Source organism: Actinomycetospora lemnae (assembly GCF_028737315.1).
In the GTDB taxonomy this organism is placed as follows: Bacteria; Actinomycetota; Actinomycetes; order Mycobacteriales; family Pseudonocardiaceae; genus Actinomycetospora; species Actinomycetospora lemnae.
In genome coordinates this window covers 15,920-33,289 of the sequence record NZ_JAQZAO010000024.1, presented here as the reverse complement: position 1 = coordinate 33,289, position 17,370 = coordinate 15,920, and the positions used below count along the sequence as shown (strand labels likewise).

Sequence of the window (17,370 nt, the reverse complement as noted above, 5' to 3'; positions counted from 1 at the left end):
CCCCACGCTCCCCAACGACCGCTCACGAGCGGCCGAAGACGTTCCCCGTCGGGATCTTGGGGCGGCCCAGCACGCGGGGTGGGCCGGGTCTCGTGGCGGCGTAGATCGCGGCGGTGTCGTCCGCGATGGCCGGCCAGGCGAAGTCGGTGTCGAGGCGCGCGCGGGCGGCGTCGGCGCGGGTGCGTGCGGCGTCGGGGTCGTCGAGGCAGCGGATCACCGCTCGTGCCAGCCCGGGCACGTCGCCGGGGTCGAACGACAGCCCGGTGACGCCGTCGACGACCACCTCGCCCAGCCCGCCCGCCCGTGACGCGACCAGCGGCGCGCCGGCCGCCGCCGCCTCGAGCGCGGTGATGCCGAAGGGCTCGTAGCGGCTGGGCAGCACGGCGGCGTCGGCGCGGGCGAGCAGGTCGCGCAGGACGGCGTCGTCGACGTGCCCGAGGAGCTTGACCGACCGGCGCACCCGCGCCGCGCGCGCCCGCTCGGCGAGCCAGTCGGAGCAGGAGCCGGTCCCCGCGACAGCGAGGGTCGTCCCCGGGTGGGCGCGGCGGATCGCGGGCAGGGCGGCGACGAGGTCGTGCACGCCCTTCTCCCACTCGAGGCGCCCGAGGTAGAGGAGCATCGGCGCGTCCCCGCGCTCTCCGGCCCCAGTGCGTTCCCACCCGACCGGGTCGATCCCGTTGTGCACGACGGCGAGGTCGTCGGGGTCGAGGTCGAAGAGCCCCGAGACCTCCGCGCGCATCGCCTGCGAGCAGGTGACGACGGCGTCGGCGCGCCGGGCGAGCCACCACTCCACGGAGTGCACCTGCTGGTTGAGCGGCTGGGAGAGCCAGCCACCGTGCCGCCCGGCCTCGGTGGCGTGCAGGGTCGCGACCAGCGGCGCGCCGGTCAGGTCCGCGAGCGCGATCGCCCCGTGCGCGACGAGCCAGTCGTGGGCGTGGACGACGTCGGGGGTCCAGTCGCGCAGCAGCGTCGCCGCCGCGCGGAGCATCGCGTGCCCGATCCCGAGGGTCCACGCGACGAGGTCGCGCACGAACTCCAGGTGCGGCGGGTCCTCGGCGACGCGCAGCACGCGCACCGGGCCGACCCGCTCCAGCGTCGTGGGGTGCGTCTCGGCGTCGGTCCCGGCGGGGTGGCGCGCGACGACGACGACGTCGTGGCCCGCGTCCCCGAGGGCCGTGGCCAGCGCGTGCACGTGCCGCCCGAGCCCGCCGACCACGACCGGCGGGTACTCCCAGGACAGCATCAGCACGCGCACGCCGCGGGCGCCTCCCGTTCGTGATCGAAGTACCGATACGGACGTTGAGTGTCTGCGACGGCACTTCGCTGACCAATCAGGCGAGCGACCCTACTCCGGAGTAGGTCGGGGCGGTGCGACGGTGGTCACCGCTCGCGTGACGCCGCAGGCCCCGGGCGTCGAGCCGTCCGAACACGTCGTCCTGGGCCGAGAACGCCGCGGCGCGGGCGGCGGCCTCGGCGTGGCGGCCGGCGGGCAGGAGGTCGGTGAGCTCGCGGACGCGGTCGCGGTGCTCGGCCGCGCGGCGCCGGGCGTAGTGCGCGGCCGAGTCCTTGGTGACCATGAACGCCCAGTCGCTCGACAGCGCCAGCGCGGCCTGGGTCGCCAGCGCGTCGAGGGTGGCGTCGCGGCCGGCGGTCGGCGCGGCCCCGTCGACGGCGGCGAGCAGGCGCGTGGCGACGTCGGCGTTGTCGGCCACCACGTCCCGCACCGCTGGTTCGACGGCCCCGTCCCACACCCGCCAGTCCTTGCCCGACCCCCACGAGGACGCCGGCAGCACCACCGGCTCGCCGACGTGCCCGGCCTCGACCGCGCCGCGCAGCGTCGTCACCCGGACCCCGGCCGCCGGCAGCGCGGTGAGCACGGCCGCGAGCCAGTCCGGCCCCTCGTGCCACCAGTGCCCGAAGAGCTCGGTGTCGAAGGCGCTGACGACGAGCCCGGGGCGTCCGTGACGTCGGCGCAGGTCGTCGAGCCGGGCCCGGACGACCGCGACGAAGTCCGCCGCGTCCCGCGCGACGGCCGCGGCAGCGCGGGCGGGGTCGTAGGGCTTCTTGTCCTGTGGGGCGACGCGGCGACCGGTGACGCGCGCGGGCTTGAGGCCGGTGGCGTGGTCGAAGGTGTGGAAGTCGCGGTAGTCCGGCCCACCGGGGTAGCCCGCGCGCGGGGACCAGACGCGGTAGGTCACCTCGAGGTCGCGCCCGAAGGCGACGACGTCGGTGCCGTCGACGGGGCGCGCGGTGGCGGTGTCCCCGCGCATCGCCGGCCCGTCGACGAGGAAGCGCTCGACGCCCGCCGCCGCGTAGTCCTGCTCCAGGCCGGGGGCGTAGCCGCACTCGGGCGCCCAGATGCCGGCGGCCCGCCGGCCCAGGCGCAGCGCGTGGTCGCGCAGCCCGGCGTCGAGCAGGAACCGGCGCACGCGCCCGGGCAGGAGCGGGGCGAACGGGTGCGTCGCGGGCCCGCCGAGCAGCTCCACGACCCCGTCGTCGGCGAGCCGGCGCAGCACCGGCGAGCCGCCGTGTCGCCAGTCGCGCTCGAAGATCTCGAGGGCGTGGGCGGCGGCGCGGTGCTCCCTCGTGGCGAGGGCCGGGTCCGTCACGTGCGCCTCGTGGGCGCGCAGCTGCCAGTCGGCGAGCCACGTGTGCATCGCGCGCAGCGCCGCGGGGTGGTCGAGCTGGGCGGCGAGGACCGGCGTGACGCCGAGGGTCAGCAGGTCGCGGTGTCCCTGCGCGGCGAGCCGGTCGAGGGTCTCGACGACGGGGAGGTACGAGTGCGCCCAGGCCTGGTAGAGCCAGTCCTCGCCGACCGGCCAGGCCCCGTGCCGCAGCAGCCAGGGCAGGTGCGAGTGCAGGACGAGGCAGAAAGAGCCCACCGGTTCCGCGGTCAAGCACGCTCCTCTCGTCGGCGGCCCGAGTCTCTCAGCGGGGCCGGACGGCGGTGACGAGGAGGTCGAGCGAGGCGTCGGCGGGGCACCTGGAGTGGAGCGAAGGGACCCGTCGCTCGGGTAGACGGGCGAGGGGCGCCCCTCGCCGGTACGCATCTCGGCGCGCGGGCGCTCGTCGCGACGCGAGGGGCACGGCGCGCATGATCATCGACCTCGGAGGCGTGCCGACCGTGCCTCTCGCGGGCCTCAGGTCGGCCGGACGGCGGTGACCAGGAGATCGAGGGAGGCGTCGACGTCGTCGGTGCGCAGGTCGAAGTCGGCCGCGGTGACGGCGGCGACGTCCGCGGCGAGCGCGTCGGGCCAGGGCTCGCCGGAGAGCGCCAGGGCGATCTGCGCGTCGATCAGCGAGCCGCCGTGGCGGGCGTCGAGGGCCTGCAGGGTGGGGCCGTGGTGGAGGCCGTGCAGGGCCTCGACCTCGAGGCCGGCGTCGGCCACGAGCGACGCCAGCTCGGGTCCGGTGAGCTCGCGGGTGTGGAACGGGTTGAGCGGGCGGTCGTCGGGGCCCGCGCCCGGGGAGAAGGTCAGGCGGTTGGGCGTCGCGCAGTACAGCCGGCCACCCGGGCGCAGGACGCGGGCGCACTCGGCGAGGAAGCCGGGCTGGTCCCACAGGTGCTCGATGACCTGCAGGGTCACGACGGCGTCGACGCCGCCGTCGGGCATCGGCAGTGCCTGGAGGTCGGCCCGGACCGTGCTCACGCGCAGGTATCGGTTCCGCACGTGCCGCGCGACCGCCGGGTCCAGCTCGAGGCCGACGACCCGCCGGGCCGTGCGCGCGAGGAGGTCCGCCCCGTAGCCCTCGCCGACCCCGGCGTCGAGCACCACGGCCTCCCGGCACGCCGGCGCGAGCGCGAGGTAGACGGCCTCGTGGCGGCGGAACCAGTAGTTCTCGACGTCCAGCCCGGGGACCGTGCGCTCGCCGGTGAGGGGGAGCGGGGCATCGGTGTGCGTCATGGCCGGGCCATCGTGGCAGCGCCGTGCCGGGGCCGTGCAGCAGGAGGACCGGCGCGTGGTCAGGCGGGCTGGGCCGACCCCCGCGCGTACTCGCGCATCGTCGCCACGACGGCGTCCTGCGCCGGGGTGGTCGGCCGGGGCGCGGCGGGCGAGATGCCGCCCTTGTCGCGGTTCATGAGCAGCGGGATGTCGGGCTCGTCGTCCTCGTCCGACACCCGCGCCATCGACCAGCGCCCGAAGACGCGCTCCGGCACCGTGCCCTCCTCGAGCACGGTGACGCGCTCGTGGCGCGGGTCGTGGTGGATCGTGTCGTAGAGCTCGCGGACCACGGCCTCGTCGCCCTCGAGGGCCTGCACGATGTTGTCGTGCCACACCAGCAGCGCGCCCGTCACGCCCTGCCGGCTGTTGTTCGACCGCGCCGTCGAGAAGATGGCGCCGAGCTGGGCCTTGCGCTCGTGCGGCGGGACGCGCAGGTGACTGCTGTAGATCAAGCGGAAGACCGCTCCTGACGTCGCCGGATCCGCCATGGCGTTCCTCCTCGGTCGCTCGCGGCCGGCGCTGGTGTCGGTCGCGGGACGCCCGCAGGCTAGCGCATGGTGACCTCGATCACACTTGTCCGTACACGGACGACCGCGGCGTCGTCGCGGTGCCCGGCGTGTCGCCAGGTCGAGGATGTGGCGATCCTGGCCTTGAGTGCCAGCGTGGACGCACCGCTGGCACAAGGCGGGCCGACCCCGGTGACGCCGGCGCTCGCCGGGCTCGCGGTCTCGGAGCTGCTGCTCGCGCTCACCGCGGCGATGGTGCTGGGCGACGGCCCCTCGCTCGACGCCCACCGGTTCTGGGCGGCCGGCGCGCTCGACGACCGCGGGTCGACGCTGACCCTGCAGGTCCTGCCGTTCGTGCTCGCCGGGACGGTCCTGGCGTTCGCCGACGTCCGCGCGCTCGACGTGCTCGCCCTCGGCGAGGACAGCGCGCGGACTCGGGCAGGACGTGGCGCGGGCACGGGTCGTCGGGCTGGCCGCGGTCACAGCGCACCGGGGCGTCGGTGGCGGTCGCCGGGCCGATCGGGTTCGTGGGCCTCGTCGCCCCGCACGTCGTGTGCTCGCTGGTCGGCCCGGCGCACGGGCGGCTGATCCCGCTGGCCGCGCTCGTCGGCGCGGTCCCCGTGCTCGCCGCCGACGTCGTCGGGCGCCTCGTCGTGCGCCCCGCCGAGCTGGCCGTCGGCATCGTGCTCGGCATCGTGCTCGGCACCGTGCTCGGCATCGGGGCGCCGTTCTTCGTCGCCCCCATCCGGCGCCGGACAGCACCACGCCGTGAGCGCCCGGTCACCGGGTGTGGCCGGGCCGACACTCACGTCGCCCGGTTCGTAGGAGTTAGGTTAGGGTCTCCTAACGATCTTGCGTCGACGGCGAGGAGAGCGATGAGTCGCGAGCCGGGGCGGGCCGGTGCCGACGATGACGTGGACGTCGTCGACGTCCTGGGCGTGGGGTTCGGGCCGTCGAACCTCGCGCTGGCCCTGGCGGTCCAGGAGCACAACGAGCGGTCGGCCACCGGCGAGGGCCGCCTCCGCGCCGCGTTCGTCGACCAGCAGGCCGCCTTCGGGTGGCACCGGGGGATGCTGCTCGAGGGCGCCACCATGCAGGTGTCCTTCCTCAAGGACCTGGTGACGATGCGGGACCCGACCAGCCCCCGCTCGTTCCTCAACTACCTGCAGGGCCAGGGCCGGCTCGCCGACTTCATCAACACCAAGACGATGTTCCCGTCGCGGGTCGAGTTCCACGACTACCTCGAGTGGTGCGCCGCGGACGTGCGCCACCTCGTGTCGTACGGGACGCGGGCCGTCGGCGTGCAGCCGGTGACCGGCCCGGACGGGACCGTCGAGCAGCTCGACGTCGTGCTGCGCGACGCCGACGGCGACGCGTCGACCGCGCGGGTCGTGCGCACCCGCAACCTCGTGCTCGCCACCGGACTCGTGCCGTGGCTGCCGGCGGGGGTCCAGCGCGGCCCGTGCGTCTGGCACAACAGCGAGCTGCTGCCGCGTCTGCGCGAGCTCGGGTACGGCCCGCGGCACTCGCGGCGCTTCGTCGTCGTGGGCGCGGGCCAGAGCGCGGCGGAGACCACGAGCCACCTGCACGAGCGCGAGGACGCGGCCGAGGTGCACTCGGTGTTCTCGCGCTACGGCTACAGCCCGGCCGACGACACCTCGTTCGCCAACCGGATCTTCGACCCGGAGGCCGTGGACCACTTCTACGCGGCCTCCGGCGAGGTCAAGCAGATGCTCATGGACTACCACGCGAACACGAACTACTCGGTGGTCGACCCGGAGCTGATCCAGGAGCTCTACCGGCGGGCCTACCAGGAGCAGGTCGGCGGCACCCAGCGGCTGTTCGTGCACGGCGCCTGCCGGGTCGCCGACGTGCGCCCGAGCGAGGTCGGCCCGATCGACGTCGACATCGAGTTCCTGCCGACCGGGCAGGCGCGCACGGTCACGGCCGACGTCGTCGTCTACGCCACCGGCTACCGCCCCATCGACCCCAGCGCGTTCCTCGGCGACGTGGGCGCGTGGTGCCGGCGCGCGGAGGACGGCGAGCTGCTCGTCGAGCGCGACTACCGCCTGCACACCGTCGACCCGCTGCACGCCGGCGTCTACCTGCAGGGACCGACCGAGCACACCCACGGCATCAGCTCGACGCTGCTGTCGACGACGGCCGTGCGCGCCGGCGAGATCCTCGACTCGGTGCTCGGCCACCGGCGCCCCACCCCGGACCTGCCGGTCGCCCACGACCAGGCCGGCGAGCCCGCCACCGTCGGGCCGGGGTGGGGGGACCCGGGCGTGGTGACGTCGTGACCGGTCCTCCGGGAGCGGCGCTCGTCACCGGCGGCGCGGGCGGGATCGGCCGCGCGGTCTGCCACCGCCTCGCCGACGGCGGCACGCCGGTCGCGCTGCTCGACCGCGACGCCGACGCCGTGGAGGCGGCCGCGGCGGCGGTGCGCGAGCACGGCGGGACCGCGGTCGCGGTGCCCGCCGACGTCACCGACCGCGCCGCGGTGGACGAGGCCGTCGCCGCCGCCGAGGTGGCCCTCGGGCCGCTGGGCACCCTGGTCAACGTCGCGGGTGTGCTGGCCGTCGGCCGGGTCACCGAGCTGGACGACGCCGACTGGCAGCGCTGCCTCGACGTCAACGCCACCGGCGTCATGCACGCCTGCCGGGCCGTCGGCGCGCGGCTGGCCGAGCGCGGGGCGGGATCCGTGGTCACGGTCGCCTCGAACGCCGCCGGCGTCCCGCGGATGGGCATGGCCGCCTACGCGGCGTCGAAGGCGGCGGCGGTCGCCGTGACCCGCGTGCTCGGCCTCGAGCTCGCCGAGCGCGGCGTGCGCGCCAACGTCGTCTGCCCCGGCTCCACCGACACGCCCATGCTGGACGCGATGGGCGACCTGCCCGCCGACCACGCCGCGCTCGTCGCCGGATCACCCGAGACGTTCAAGGCGGGCATCCCGCTGGGGCGGGTCGCGGCACCCGAGGACGTCGCCGAGGTCGTCGCGTTCCTCGCCTCCGACGCCGCCCGCCACGTGACCCTGCAGACCGTCTACGTCGACGGGGGCGCGTCCCTGGGCCCCTAAAGCCCGCTCCGTTCTCCGTACGTCCGACCGCTCGGCACGCACCGTGAGAGGACCCCATGACCAGCATCCCGACCAGCGCCGGTCCGGAGTCCGGGACGGGCGACGACCCCGTCGCCTCACCCGGCGGCGCCATCTCGGTGCCGGCGCCCGAGCCCCTGCCGGCACCCGGCTCGGCACCGGGGGCGTTCCTCTTCTCCACCCAGGACACCACGCTGCGCACCGCCGGGGTGCGGGCGCGCGTCCCCGAGGAGCCCGGAGCCAGCGTGGGCGTCGCCGCCGTCGCCACGCTCGCCGCGGAGCGCGAGGCGGGGAACCCGGACCCGCTGGTCGTGGGCGCGGTCGGGTTCGCGTCCGGCCGCGCGCGCCTCGTCGTGCCCGCCCGGGTCGAGCGCTCGCCGACCGTGCGGCCCACCGTCGACGAGGCGCCCGCCGCCCCGCCGCTGACCGCTCCGCCGTCGGCGCCGGCGTCGATCGGCACCCGCTGGGACTACCGGGCCGAGCCGCCGCCCCCGCGCTACGCCGCGGCCGTGCGCCGGGCCCTGGAGATGATCGACGAGGGGCGCCTGACGAAGGTCGTGCTCGCGCGGTCGGCGACGCTGACCGCGCCCGAGGACGTCGACGTCACCGCCCTGCTCGAGCGCCTCGCGGCCCGCAACCCGGCGGGCTACGCGTTCGCGGCCGACGTCGAGGACGCAGCACCGGTGGACCCGGCAGCGCCGCGCCGGACCCTGCTCGGCGCGAGCCCGGAGCTGCTCGTGTCCCGCCGCGGCCACACCGTGCTCTCCCAGCCGCTGGCCGGCACCGCGCCGCGCAGCCCCGATCCCGACGAGGACGCCCGCCGCGGCGAGGCGCTCGCGGCGTCGACGAAGGACCACCGCGAGCACGCCCTGGTCGTCGAGCGCGTGGCCGAGCGGCTCGCGCCCTACTGCACGTCGCTGGACGTCCCCGCGAGCCCGAGCCTGACCCGGACCTCGGCGCTGTGGCACCTCGCCACCCGCATCGAGGGCCGGCTGCGCGACCCCGCGCCGTCCTCGCTCGAGCTCGCCGAGGCGCTGCACCCGACGCCCGCCGTGGGCGGCGAGCCCACGCCGGTGGCGCGCGAGGTGATCGCCGAGCTCGAGGAGTTCGACCGCGGCTGGTACGCGGGGCTCGTCGGCTGGTGCGACGCCGAGGGCGACGGCGAGTGGGCCCTCGCCATCCGCTGCGCCGAGGTCGCCGGGCGCGTGGCGACGGTGTTCGCCGGGGCCGGGATCGTCGAGGGCTCCCGGCCCGAGGCCGAGCTCGCCGAGACCGGCGCGAAGTTCCGCACCCTGCTCACCGCGCTGGGGCTGGAGGCGACACCGTGACGGCCGTTGCTGACGGTGTCGTGCCCTACCCGCCCGAGGCCGCGGAGCGCTACCGCGCGGCCGGGTACTGGACGGGCCAGACCTTCCCCGCCCTGCTCGACGCGGCCGTCGCCGACCACGGAGCGCGCATGGCCGTCGTCGGCACCGGCCCGTCGGGCGCCGAGCGCTGGACCTACGCCGAGCTCGACGCCCGGGCGCGCGGGCTCGCCGCGGGGCTCGCGGAGATCGGGGTGGCGCCCGGCGACCGGGTGGTCGTCTGGCTGCCGAACGTGCCCGCGTACGTGGAGACGGTGTTCGCGCTGTTCCGGCTCGGCGCGCTGCCGGTCTTCGCGCTCCCCGCCCACCGCGAGAGCGAGATCCGCTACTTCGCCGAGCACGCCGAGGCCGTCGCGATCGTCACCGCGGGGCGCCACGACCGGTTCGACCACGCCGCGGCGGCGCAGGCGATCGCCGCGGAGGTCGACTCCGTGCGCCACGTCGTCGTCGCCGACGCCCCGGGCGCCGAGCCCGTCGCCGGCCGGCTGTCGCTGTCGTCGCTGCGCCGCACGCCGCCGGACACGCTGCCCGGCGACGACGCCGACCCGTCGTCGGTGGCGTTCCTGCAGCTCTCGGGCGGGACGACGGGGCTGCCGAAGCTCATCCCGCGCACGCACGACGACTACCTCTACAGCGTCCGGGCGAGCGCGGAGATCTGCGAGCTGGGGCCGGAGACCGTCTACCTCGCCGCGCTGCCGGCCGCGCACAACTTCACGATGAGCTCGCCCGGGCTGCTCGGGGTCGTGCACGCGGGCGGCACCGCCGTGCTCGCGCCCTCGCCCGACGCCGACACGTGCTTCGGGCTGATCGAGACCGAGCGGGTGACGATCGCCGCGGTGGTGCCGCCGCTCGCGGCGGCGTGGGTGCAGGCCGCCACCCGCGCAGCGGAGCGGAGCCGGGCCGACGACAGCCGATCACGACGGGACCTGTCGAGCCTCGAGGTGCTGCAGGTCGGCGGGGCCAAGTGCGCGCCCGAGCTGGCGCGGAGGATCACGCCGGCGCTGGGCGCGCGGCTGCAGCAGGTGTTCGGCATGGCCGAGGGGCTGGTCAACTACACCCGCCTCGACGACCCCGACGACGTCGTCCTGCACAGCCAGGGCCGGCCGATCTCGCCGGACGACGAGCTGCGCGTCGTCGACCCCGACGACCCGGACGAGCGCGAGGTCGCGCCGGGGGAGGTCGGCGCGCTGCTGACCCGCGGTCCGTACACCATCCGCGGCTACTACCGCGCCGAGGAGCACAACGCGTCGGCGTTCACCGCGGACGGCTTCTACCGCACGGGCGACCTCGTGCGCCTCGACCCGGGCGGGAACGTGGTCGTGTCCGGGCGGGTCAAGGAGCAGATCAACCGGGGCGGGGAGAAGATCGCGGCCGAGGAGGTGGAGAACCACCTGCTGGCCCACCCCGACGTCGTCGACGCCGCGATCGTCGGCGTGCCCGACGACTTCCTCGGTGAGCGCACCCACGCCTTCGTCGTCGCCGTGCCCGACCGGGAGCCGCCGGGCTCGGCCGCGCTGCGCCGGTTCGTGCGCGAGCGCGGCGTCGCGGCCTACAAGGTGCCCGACGTCGTCGAGGTCGTCGACGCGTTCCCCGCCACCGGGGTGGGCAAGACCAGCCGTCGCGCGCTGCGGTCGGCGCTGGCCGACCACCTGCGCGTGGAGACCGGGAAGGAGAGCCGTTCGTGAGCCTGCCGTCGATCGCGCCCTACGCCCTGCCGCGGGCGCACGAGCTGCCGGCGAGCCGGCCGGACTGGTCGCCGGACCCGGCCCGCGCGGTGCTGCTCGTGCACGACATGCAGCGCTACTTCCTGGCGCCGTTCTCGCGCACCGACGAGCCGGTCAGCCGGGTCATCGAGAACATCGCGACGCTGACGACGCGCGCCCGGGAGCTGGACGTGCCGGTGGTGTACACCGCGCAGCCCGGGGTGCAGCCGCCCGCCGAGCGCGGCCTGCTCGACGACTTCTGGGGCCGCGGCCCGGCGGCCGCCTACACCGAGGACCCCGACGTCGTCGCCATCGTCGACGAGCTCACGCCCGCGCCGGGCGACGAGGTGCTGACGAAGTGGCGCTACAGCGCGTTCCAGCGCTCGCCGCTGGAGCAGATGCTCGCCGACCGGGGCCGTGACCAGCTGGTGATCACGGGGATCTACGCCCACATCGGGTGCATGGTGACGGCCGTGGACGCCTTCATGCGCGACGTGCAGCCGTTCCTCGTCGCCGACGCCGTCGCCGACTTCTCCCGCGACCACCACGAGCAGGCGCTGACCTGGACCGCCCAGCGCGCCGGCGTCGTCCTCGCCACCACCGACGCGCTGCGGGCCCTCGACGCCGCCGACCCCGCCGCCCCTGCCGCCGTCCGGGAGGCGCCGGCGTGACGGCGGCCCCCACCGAGCCCACATCGGACCGCGGTGCCGGGGTCGAGCGCTCGCCGACCCGGCCCACGAGCCTGCGTGCGGGCGGCCTCGTCGTCGCGGTCGCGCTGCTCGCGGTGGCGGCGGTCGCGAGCCTCATGGTGGGCAGCCGCGGCATCCCGCCGGGCGTCGTGCTGGACGCGCTGCTGCACGGTCCGTCGGGGCCCGCCGACACCGACGCCGTCATCGTGCTCGAGCAGCGCCTGCCGCGCACGCTGCTGGGGCTCGCGGTCGGGCTCGCGCTCGGAGCGGCCGGCGCGCTGATGCAGGCGCTGACCCGCAACCCCCTCGCCGACCCGGGCGTCCTGGGCGTGAACTGGGGCGCATCGGCCGCGATCGTCGCCGGGATCATGCTGTTCGGGATCACGACGCTGAACGGCTACGTCTGGTTCTCGCTGGCCGGGGCCGCGATCGTCGCCGTGCTCGTCTACCTGCTCGGCGCGACGGGCCGCAGCGGCGCCACGCCCGCGCGCCTCGCGCTGGCCGGGACGGCGATCGGCGCGTCGCTGCAGGGCGTGATCTACGCCGTGGTGCTCGTCGACGCGAACACGTTCGACCAGTTCCGGGTCTGGCGCGTCGGGTCGCTGACCGGGCGCGACCCGCAGGCGCTGCTGCAGGTGCTGCCGTTCCTCGTCGTCGGGGGGCTGCTCGCGCTCGGGCTCGCGCGGGCCCTCAACGCCCTGGCGCTCGGTGAGGAGACCGCCCGCGCGCTCGGCGTGCGCGTGGGGCGCATCCGGATGCTGACCGGCATCGGGATCGTGCTGCTGTGCGGCGGCGCCACCGCCGCGTGCGGGCCGATCGCCTTCGTCGGGCTCGCCGTGCCGCACCTGGCGCGCGTGGTCACCGGGCCCGACCAGCGCTGGGTCGTGCCGTGGTCGATGGTGCTCGGCGGGCTGCTCGTCGTGGCCGCCGACGTCATCGGGCGCGTGGTGGCGATCCCCGCCGAGCTCGAGGTCGGGGTGGTGACGGCGTTCGTCGGCGCGCCGGTGTTCCTCGCCATCGCCCGGCGCCGGCGGGTGGTCGCCTTATGAGCAGGACGGTGAGCACGACCCTGCCCACGGGTCCCGTCGTGCGCACCGCGCGGGTCTCGCTGCGCGTGCACCCGCGCACGGTCACCGGCGTCGTGGTGCTGCTCGTCGTCGCCGTCGTCCTCGGGGCGGTGGCGCTGACCCTCGGCGACTACCAGCTCTCGCTCGGCCAGGTCGTCGGCGCGCTGACCGGCACCGGCTCGCGCGCCCAGCAGTACGTCGTGCTCGGGCTGCGCCTGCCGCGGGTCGCGGTCGCGCTCGTTGTGGGCGCGGCGCTCGGGGTGGCCGGTGCGGTGTTCCAGTCGCTGGCCCGGAACAACCTCGCGAGCCCCGACCTGCTCGGCTTCACCACGGGCGCGGCCACCGGCGCGCTGGTGTCGATCGTGGTCGTCGGCGGCGGGCCCGCGGGCACCACGATCGGGGCGATCGTCGGCACCCTGGTCACCGCGCTCGCCGTCCAGGCCCTGCTCGGCGGCGCGGTCGGCGGCTACCGGCTGGTGCTCGTCGGCATCGGCGTCAACGCCGTGCTCGCCGCGCTGAACAACTTCCTCATCCTGCGCACCGACCTGTCCACCGCGGTCGCGGCGCAGAGCTGGCTGGTCGGCACGCTCAACGGCCGCAGCTGGCCCGAGGTGGTGGCGGTCGCGATCGCGCTGGTGGTGCTCGTCCCGGTCGCGATCGCGGGCAGCCGCCGCCTCGACCTGCTGGGCATGGGCGACGACATGGCCCGCGGGCTCGGCGTCACCGTCGAGCGCACGCGGGTGGTGACGCTGCTGGTCGGCGTCGCGCTCATCGGCGTCGCGACCGCCGCCGTCGGCCCGATCGCCTTCGTCGCGCTCGCCGCGCCGCAGCTCGCGCGCCGGGTCACCGGCACCACCGGTCCGGGCATGGCGGCGGCCGGGCTCATGGGCGCGGTGCTGTTGCTCGCCGGCGACGTGCTCGGCCAGCGCCTCGCCGCGCCGACCCAGTTCCCCGCGGGCACCATGACCGCGGCCATCGGCGGGCTCTACCTCGTGTGGTTGCTGGCCAGGGAGTGGAGGGCAGGCAGATGACCGGAGCACGGCTGCGGGCCGAGGGCGTCACGCTGGCCTACGAGCAGCGCACCGTCATCCGCGACCTCGACGTCGCCGTCCCCGACGGGTCCTTCACCGTGGTCGTCGGGCCCAACGCGTGCGGCAAGTCGACCCTGCTGCGCGGCCTGGCGCGCATGATCAAGCCGGCGGCGGGCCGGGTGCTGCTCGACGATCGCCCGATCTCGTCGTACGGGCCCAAGGAGGTCGCGCGCCGGCTCGCGCTGCTCCCGCAGAGCCCGACCGCGCCCGACGGCATCACCGCCCTCGACCTCGTCGCGCGCGGGCGCTATCCGCACCAGTCGCTGCTCAAGCAGTGGTCGGTGACCGACGAGGAGGCGGTGCGCGACGCGATGGCGGCCACCGGGGTCATCGAGCTCGCCGAGCGCGACGTCGGCCAGCTCTCCGGTGGTCAGCGCCAGCGGGTGTGGATCGCCATGGTGCTCGCGCAGCAGACCCCGCTGCTGCTGCTCGACGAGCCGACGACCTTCCTCGACATCGCCTTCCAGCTCGACGTGCTCGACCTGTGCGCCGACCTGCACGCCGGCGGCGAGCGCACGCTGGTCGCGGTGCTGCACGACCTCAACCAGGCCTGCCGCTACGCCACCCACCTCGTCGCGATGCGCGAGGGCCGGATCGTCGCCCAGGGCGCGCCGGGCGAGATCGTCGACGCGGACCTCGTCCGGACGGTCTTCGGGATCACCTGCGAGGTCGTGCCGGACCCGCAGACGGGCACCCCGATGATCGTTCCCGCAGGTCGCGAGACCCGGCGGCACCGCCGCGAGGGCGCCCGCGCCGAGGACCCCGTCGGGTCCGGGGCGCTCGGTGACACCTGACACTGCCCGCGCGCCCTGGTTAGGTTAGCCTCAGCTCCTGGTTCGCAGTCGTCGACGGAGAGGACGTGCCCGTGGCCAGCCCGGACGGATCCGGTGTCGACCTCGAGCGGATGCGCACCGACGTCGCCCGCGCCCTGGACGAGCCGCCCGAGGCGATCGGCGACGGCGACGACCTGCTCGACCGGGGGCTCGACTCCATCCGCCTCATGAGCCTGGTGGAGGAGTGGCGCGCCGACGGCACCGAGGTGAGCTTCATCGACCTCGCCGAGACGCCCACCCTCGAGGCCTGGGCGGGGCTGCTCGGCCGTTCCTGACGTCCCCGATCCGACACCTGACGGGAGCCCGCGCGTGACGAACCCCTTCGACGACGAGGACGGCCGGTTCCTCGTGCTGGTCAACGACGAGGGCCAGCACAGCCTGTGGCCGGTCTTCGCCGACGTGCCCGCCGGCTGGACCGTCGTCCTGGGCGAGGCGCCCGAGGGCGAGAGCCGGGCGGCGTGCGTCGAGTACATCGAGACGCACTGGACCGACCTGCGGCCGCGCAGCCTCGTCGAGCGCACGGCCGGGAGCACCTGATCCACTCGCCGGCCGGACGCCGAGGAGGAGAGCGATGACGAGCGTCGAGACCCGCCCGACCGGGCAGTCGTGGATCGACGGAGCGCCCAACCCGGTCCGCCGGGTCCTGCACGAGCTGACGCCCCGCCTCGCCGAGGTCGTGCGCGTCCGGCGTCTGACGCCGCGGATGGCGCGGGTGACGCTCGCCGCCGACTTCACCGGCATGCCGTCCGGCGCGGCCACCGACCACGTCAAGCTCTTCTTCCCCGCGCCGGGCGAGGAGCTGCCGGTGATGCCGACGGTCGGCGAGCGCGGGCTGGTGCCGCCGCCGGCGGGCACCCCGCGCAACTACCGCGACTACACCGTGCGCCGCCTCGACCGCGAGGCCGGCGAGCTCGACGTCGACATGGTGGTGCACGCCGGCGGTCTGGCCGGGGCGTGGGCCGCGGCGGCGTGCGCGGGCTGCAAGGTCGGCGTGCTCGGCCCGCGCGGCTCGGAGATCGTCGCCGACGACCTCGACTGGTACGTGCTCGCGGGCGACGAGACGGCGCTGCCGGCGATCGGGCGCTGGCTCGCCGAGCTGCCCGCCGGCGTGCGCGCCGAGGTGTTCTGCGAGGTCGCCGACGCGGCCGAGGAGCAGGAGCTCACCTCCGACGCCGACGTCACCGTGCACTGGCTGCACCGCGACGGCGTGCCGGCCGGCGAGGCGATGCTGCTGCACGACGCCCTCGCGGCGGTCACGTTCCCCGACGGCCGTGGCTTCGTGTGGGTCGCGGGCGAGGCCGGGGCGTTGCGTCCGGTGCGCCGCATGCTGAAGGCGCGCGACGACCTCGACCAGCGCGACCACGACGTCGACGGCTACTGGCGCCGCGGCGTCGTCAACCACGACCATCACGCCCCGGCCCAGGACTGAGCCCGCCGGTCCCTCTCCTGCGCCTCGCCGAGAGGCACGTTCGGCATGATCGACGGGCTCCGTGGCCTGCGGGACGTGCCCCTCGGCGCGGGGTGCTGCCGGCGAGGTCCCTAGCGGCGCTCGCCCTCGGTCTCCTCGATCTCGGCGTCGGACTCGACGTCGCCGGACGGCTCGATCTCCACCTCGGGCTCCAGTGGCGAGTGCTCGGGCACCCCGGTGGGGTGGGCGGCCCACTCGTCGTCGCGCAGGCTCACGCGGCGCAGCGGGGGCAGCGACGCGGCGAGGGCCGCGGTGGCGACGACGCACACCGCGCCGCCCGCGGCGACCGCCGGGCCGGGGCCGAGCAGGCGGGACGCGACGCCCGCCTCGACGCCGCCCGCGGACGGCCCGACGGTGGCCTGGGCGAGCCAGACGCTGGAGACGCGGCCCTGCAGGTGGTCGGGCGTGCAGTGCGCGAGCAGGGCGCGGCGGAGGACCTCGGAGATCATGTCGCAGGCCCCGGCGACGACGAGGAACCCGAGCGCCAGGGGCAGCGAGCCCGCGAGCCCGACGCCCGCGATGGCCGCGCCGTAGAGCAGGACCGCGACCACGAGGACGCGCCCGGAGCGGTGCACGTGGGTGGTCCAGCCGCTGGTCAGGGCCGCGATCATCGCGCCGACGGCGGGCGCGGTGTAGAGCAGGCCGGCGGCCTCGGGTCCGGCGCCGAAGACCTCGATGACGAGCTGTGGGAACAGCACGTAGGGCAGCGCGAACACCATCGCGGCGACGTCGATGAGCAGCACACCGCGCACGACCCGGTTCCGGGCGACGAACGACGCGCCCTCGGCGATGGAGCGCAGCGGGCGCGCGGTCGGCGCGCCCTGCGGGGGCAGCGAGGGCAGGAACCACAGCAGGGTGGTGGTGATCAGCGACCCCAGCGCGCAGAGCGCGTAGTTCACCGCGAGCCCCGGCCCGGCGATGAGCAGGCCGGCCAGCGACGGCCCGACCACCGCGCCGACCTGCGTCGACAGGGCGACGAGCGCCCCGGCCGCGGCGAGCTGCTCGCGCTCGACGATCGCGGGCGTCACGGCCATCAGCGCCGACTGGCTGACCGCCGTCGCGCCGTTGAGGCCCACGCAGAGGTAGATCAGCCAGAGCTGGGGCGTCGCGACGGCCGCGTTGAGCGCGAGGACGGCGAAGACGAGGGTCGCCCCGCCGCGCGAGAGCAGGATGACGGTGCGCCGGTCGACGCGGTCGGCGATGACGCCGCCGGCGAGCGTGCCGGCGAGGGTCGTGGTGCCGACGACGGCGCTCGCGACGCTGACCTGCAGCGACGAGCGGGTCATCTCGAAGACCTGCCAGGGCACGCCCACCGTGGTGAGGGCGATGCCGAGCAACGAGACGACCCGCGCCGAGAACACCAGCCGGAACGCCGGGCTCGACCGCAACGGGGACAGGTCGATCATCAGCCGCGAGGCCCGCACCCGCACCTCCCTTCCGAGGCCATGTGCCAGGGCAATAGGTGAGGCTATCCATACCGCAGCGGGCGGCAGCAACCCCACCGGCGAGTGGTCGATCGGACACGCACCGTCGAGCGCAACGTGGTCCGCGTCGCGCCCGGCCGCGGTTGCGGCTTGCAGGTTAGGCTTGCCAAACTCGCCCGGTCCGGGG

17 protein-coding genes and 1 pseudogene are annotated in these 17,370 nt (G+C 75.9%); 13 read left to right on the top strand and 5 right to left on the bottom strand.

What is annotated here, in order from left to right:
* Positions 1-22 precede the first annotated feature (22 nt).
* The 4 genes from PGB27_RS29145 to PGB27_RS29130 all read right to left on the bottom strand — a co-directional run bounded on the left by PGB27_RS29145 (position 23) and on the right by PGB27_RS29130 (position 4,432).
* On the bottom strand, positions 23-1,255 hold the full coding sequence (locus tag PGB27_RS29145; RefSeq protein WP_274203958.1) for a glycosyltransferase family 4 protein: 1,233 nt from the start codon (positions 1,253-1,255) through the stop codon (positions 23-25).
* Positions 1,256-1,331: 76 nt separating this feature from the next.
* Positions 1,332-2,897, bottom strand: a complete 1,566-nt coding sequence (locus tag PGB27_RS29140; RefSeq protein WP_274203957.1) for a 1,4-alpha-glucan branching protein domain-containing protein — start codon at positions 2,895-2,897, stop codon at positions 1,332-1,334.
* A gap of 243 nt (positions 2,898-3,140) precedes the next feature.
* Positions 3,141-3,905: a class I SAM-dependent methyltransferase gene (locus tag PGB27_RS29135; RefSeq protein ID WP_274203956.1), complete on the bottom strand. Its 765-nt coding sequence runs from the start codon at positions 3,903-3,905 to the stop codon at positions 3,141-3,143.
* 59 nt (positions 3,906-3,964) lie between these two features.
* Positions 3,965-4,432, bottom strand: a complete 468-nt coding sequence (locus PGB27_RS29130) for a BLUF domain-containing protein (RefSeq protein ID WP_274203955.1) — start codon at positions 4,430-4,432, stop codon at positions 3,965-3,967.
* Positions 4,433-4,606: 174 nt separating this feature from the next.
* Between PGB27_RS29130 and PGB27_RS29125 the strand changes: the two genes are divergently transcribed.
* The 13 genes and pseudogenes from PGB27_RS29125 to PGB27_RS29065 all read left to right on the top strand — a co-directional run bounded on the left by PGB27_RS29125 (position 4,607) and on the right by PGB27_RS29065 (position 15,720).
* Positions 4,607-5,038 (top strand): iron chelate uptake ABC transporter family permease subunit, encoded by a 432-nt coding sequence (locus PGB27_RS29125; RefSeq protein WP_274203954.1) that lies wholly within the window; start codon positions 4,607-4,609, stop codon positions 5,036-5,038.
* A pseudogene (locus PGB27_RS29540) lies at positions 4,978-5,103 on the top strand (iron chelate uptake ABC transporter family permease subunit); the annotation flags it as partial. The gene PGB27_RS29125 and the pseudogene PGB27_RS29540, both read left to right, overlap by 61 nt.
* 222 nt (positions 5,104-5,325) lie before the next feature.
* Positions 5,326-6,753, top strand: coding sequence for a lysine N(6)-hydroxylase/L-ornithine N(5)-oxygenase family protein (locus PGB27_RS29115; RefSeq protein ID WP_274203960.1), 1,428 nt, complete (start codon positions 5,326-5,328; stop codon positions 6,751-6,753).
* Entirely contained in the window at positions 6,750-7,526 is a 777-nt protein-coding gene (locus tag PGB27_RS29110) for an SDR family NAD(P)-dependent oxidoreductase (protein WP_274203953.1), read from the top strand. Before PGB27_RS29115 ends, PGB27_RS29110 begins: the two co-directional genes overlap by 4 nt.
* Before the next feature lie 56 nt (positions 7,527-7,582).
* Positions 7,583-8,872: an isochorismate synthase gene (locus PGB27_RS29105; RefSeq protein ID WP_274203952.1), complete on the top strand. Its 1,290-nt coding sequence runs from the start codon at positions 7,583-7,585 to the stop codon at positions 8,870-8,872.
* Complete coding sequence (locus PGB27_RS29100; protein WP_274203951.1) at positions 8,869-10,593, top strand: (2,3-dihydroxybenzoyl)adenylate synthase; 1,725 nt, start codon at positions 8,869-8,871, stop codon at positions 10,591-10,593. The genes PGB27_RS29105 and PGB27_RS29100 overlap by 4 nt, the downstream gene beginning before the upstream one ends.
* Complete coding sequence (locus PGB27_RS29095; protein WP_274203950.1) at positions 10,590-11,282, top strand: isochorismatase family protein; 693 nt, start codon at positions 10,590-10,592, stop codon at positions 11,280-11,282. Before PGB27_RS29100 ends, PGB27_RS29095 begins: the two co-directional genes overlap by 4 nt.
* Positions 11,279-12,349 (top strand): FecCD family ABC transporter permease, encoded by a 1,071-nt coding sequence (locus PGB27_RS29090; protein ID WP_408630141.1) that lies wholly within the window; start codon positions 11,279-11,281, stop codon positions 12,347-12,349. Before PGB27_RS29095 ends, PGB27_RS29090 begins: the two co-directional genes overlap by 4 nt.
* An 8-nt stretch (positions 12,350-12,357) precedes the next feature.
* Positions 12,358-13,398: a FecCD family ABC transporter permease gene (locus PGB27_RS29085; protein WP_274203949.1), complete on the top strand. Its 1,041-nt coding sequence runs from the start codon at positions 12,358-12,360 to the stop codon at positions 13,396-13,398.
* Positions 13,395-14,252: an ABC transporter ATP-binding protein gene (locus PGB27_RS29080; RefSeq protein ID WP_274203948.1), complete on the top strand. Its 858-nt coding sequence runs from the start codon at positions 13,395-13,397 to the stop codon at positions 14,250-14,252. Before PGB27_RS29085 ends, PGB27_RS29080 begins: the two co-directional genes overlap by 4 nt.
* A gap of 71 nt (positions 14,253-14,323) precedes the next feature.
* Entirely contained in the window at positions 14,324-14,566 is a 243-nt protein-coding gene (locus PGB27_RS29075) for a phosphopantetheine-binding protein (protein WP_274203947.1), read from the top strand.
* A 34-nt stretch (positions 14,567-14,600) separates the two neighbouring features.
* Positions 14,601-14,828: an MbtH family protein gene (locus PGB27_RS29070; RefSeq protein WP_274203946.1), complete on the top strand. Its 228-nt coding sequence runs from the start codon at positions 14,601-14,603 to the stop codon at positions 14,826-14,828.
* Between the two features lie 34 nt (positions 14,829-14,862).
* The gene (locus tag PGB27_RS29065; protein ID WP_274203945.1) at positions 14,863-15,720 is read left to right on the top strand and encodes a siderophore-interacting protein; all 858 of its coding nucleotides are present in this window, start codon (positions 14,863-14,865) and stop codon (positions 15,718-15,720) included.
* A gap of 110 nt (positions 15,721-15,830) precedes the next feature.
* Here PGB27_RS29065 and entS read toward each other — a convergent pair whose 3' ends face one another.
* Positions 15,831-17,183, bottom strand: coding sequence for an enterobactin transporter EntS (gene entS / locus PGB27_RS29060; protein WP_274203944.1), 1,353 nt, complete (start codon positions 17,181-17,183; stop codon positions 15,831-15,833).
* Positions 17,184-17,370 lie beyond the last annotated feature (187 nt).